This window comes from uncultured Thiodictyon sp., assembly GCA_903837595.1.
GTDB lineage: Bacteria > Pseudomonadota > Gammaproteobacteria > Chromatiales > Chromatiaceae > Thiodictyon.
Window position 1 is genome coordinate 1 of record CAILVI010000215.1, and the last position, 2,147, is coordinate 2,147.

Sequence of the window (2,147 nt, forward strand, 5' to 3'; positions counted from 1 at the left end):
GGCGGGAAATTCGGCGTCGATCTTGAGCTGGACCCGGGCGGCGAGGAAGGCAAAACCCTCCAGCAGACGTTCCACATAGGGGTCCGCGCACTCGAAGCTCTCCAACCCAAGTCGGGCAGCGATCTTGGGGAATTCGGCGGCCAGTTCGCCGCCCATCTCGCGCATGAAGCGCAGTTCGCGGTTGTAATACTCCAAGAAGCGGGGGTCCATCGCTGTGCCCCTAGCCCGCGTAAGAACTGACCGTGACGTCGCCCATTTCGAGGTCGATTTCAGTCTTGAGATAGAGGCGCAGCGGGACCGGCTGTGCCCACAGGTCGCCCTCGATGAGAAAGGTCATGGCGTTGTGGCTCATTTGGGTCTCGTTGATTTCCAGCCGCACCTTCAGTGTCTGGCCGATGATCCGCGGTTCGAAATCCGCGACGGCCTGACGCAGGGTGCGCTCGAGCGCCGCCGCGTCGGTGCCGGAGAGGGTCGTGCCGGAAAGGTCCGGTATACCGAAATTGACCACGGAGCTGGCGGCATCGGGGTAGGCGCTCAGGTCTTGCGCCGCCGCAAGATTGGTCGTGTTGAGCAACCAGGCCAGATCGCGCAGGACGGTCTCGCGCAGCCGGCCCAAGGAGAAGTCGCGCTGCTCGCGCGACTCCTGTGGATTGCCTGGCTCATAATCGGTGAGCCGATCGAGCAGCGAGGGCTGCAAGCGCTCCCGGTGGGTCAGCTCAGCCAATGGTTTCGCCGCTGTCGGACGAGGTTTCAGGCGCCGATGCGGCTTGCCCCTCGTCGGGGTTGCTGTCAAAGTCGATGCGGCGGATATCCATCAGTGGGTATTCGCCAGTATCGGTGAAGAACATCCGTTGGCCCAGGCCGATATAGGTCTCACCCGCCTGCTCCAGCCATTCGGTACGGCGGCTGCGGCGCAACTCGATGTCCGCCGCTGCCTCCGAACCCGGGTAGCGGGTCGGAATGAGACCCACCGACTCGCCGCCATTGGCCCAGGTAAAGTGCGCCGGCATCCACACCAGATCGCGCAGGTCTTGCGGCTCTTCCAACTGCATCGAGCCGATGCGGTTGAACGGAATCCAGTAATAGCGTCCATTCACGATTGCCTCCAGGACGGGTCCCAGGCGGTTATCGCCGTCCATGATCCACTCGAAGCGGGTGCCATCCAAGGTGCCGGGCGTGGTAGGGGCCGCCTCCAAGGCACGCTCGCGTATTGCCCGCGCCTGCTCTCCCGCCCCCTGCGCGACCAAGCGCTGGGCCTCCAGCAGCAGTGCGAACCATTCATCGGGCTGACCGAACACCAGGGGTGAGCGCTTGCCGGCGAAGATCTCGGTGCGTAACCCCTCGCAGCGCAGCGCCTCGCGGTACGTCTGTACCATGGCCAGGTTGCCGGCGTCCAATTCGCCGGCCACGGTCAACTGATTGAGTGCCCGCTCCCATTGTCCCAGCAGCGCCAGCAGCTGAAAGAGAAAGACGCGCAGGCTCGCCTTCGCGGGCTCCTTGCGCACCTGCTCCTGCAGCTGTCGCAATGACTCTTCCGGGTCGCCCTCGCGCCACCGGTCTTCGGCTAACATGATGTTGTCTCCCGGCAGGTGCGGCAGCGCTGGATCAATCATCCGCGCCCGCGCAGCTGCGCGGACGCGGCACCGATCGCCGCATAGGGCATGCCGTGCCCCGCGGTTAGAGCTTGACGTTCTTCGCGATGTCCCAGCCGTACTTGACGGGGCCGCCGTCCTTGCTGCCGTCCTGCTTCTGCGGCTGATAGTCCACCTTGACCGAGGCGAAGTTGAGGCTCACGTTCTCGGTCAGCCGATCCTCACCACCCGAGCCACCGGTGCTCAGTGACGTGACGATCACGTCCTTCATGGTGATGATGAGATATTCCAAGGGGGTGGCGCCGCCGGCCTTGCGCACCGTCAGCTTGGCCTCTTTGAACTGGTTGCCCTGCGAGCAATAGGTCATCAGGGTCGGCGAGGACTTGTCGACATACTTGGTAATGGACAGGTCGTGTACCGAGACCTTGCCGCCGCCGCCACCACCACCGGTATGCATGGTGCCGGATTGACTCATGCCCCAAGACCAGGCAAGGACATCGATCTCGTCCTTGTGGCTCTTGTCTTGGGCCTCGCCCTTGACGTCATCGAGCTTGA

General features: G+C 63.7%; 4 protein-coding genes. All 4 read right to left on the reverse strand.

What is annotated here, in order from left to right; translation table 11 throughout:
* The coding region (locus tag QZY44_RS11630) for a type VI secretion system baseplate subunit TssF (RefSeq protein ID WP_295446365.1) at window positions 1–210 on the reverse strand (210 nt) is incomplete at its 3' end.
* Window positions 211–220: 10 nt separating this feature from the next.
* Window positions 221–724 carry a type VI secretion system baseplate subunit TssE gene (tssE, locus tag QZY44_RS11635; protein ID WP_295446367.1) on the reverse strand — a complete coding sequence of 168 codons (504 nt, stop codon included), beginning with the start codon at window positions 722–724 and terminating at the stop codon, window positions 221–223.
* Window positions 717–1,571: a type VI secretion system accessory protein TagJ gene (locus tag QZY44_RS11640; RefSeq protein ID WP_295446369.1), complete on the reverse strand. Its 855-nt coding sequence runs from the start codon at window positions 1,569–1,571 to the stop codon at window positions 717–719. The genes tssE and QZY44_RS11640 overlap by 8 nt, the downstream gene beginning before the upstream one ends.
* A gap of 106 nt (window positions 1,572–1,677) precedes the next feature.
* Window positions 1,678–2,147 (reverse strand): type VI secretion system tube protein Hcp (locus QZY44_RS11645; RefSeq protein ID WP_295446371.1); only part of this gene is annotated, 470 nt, incomplete at its 5' end.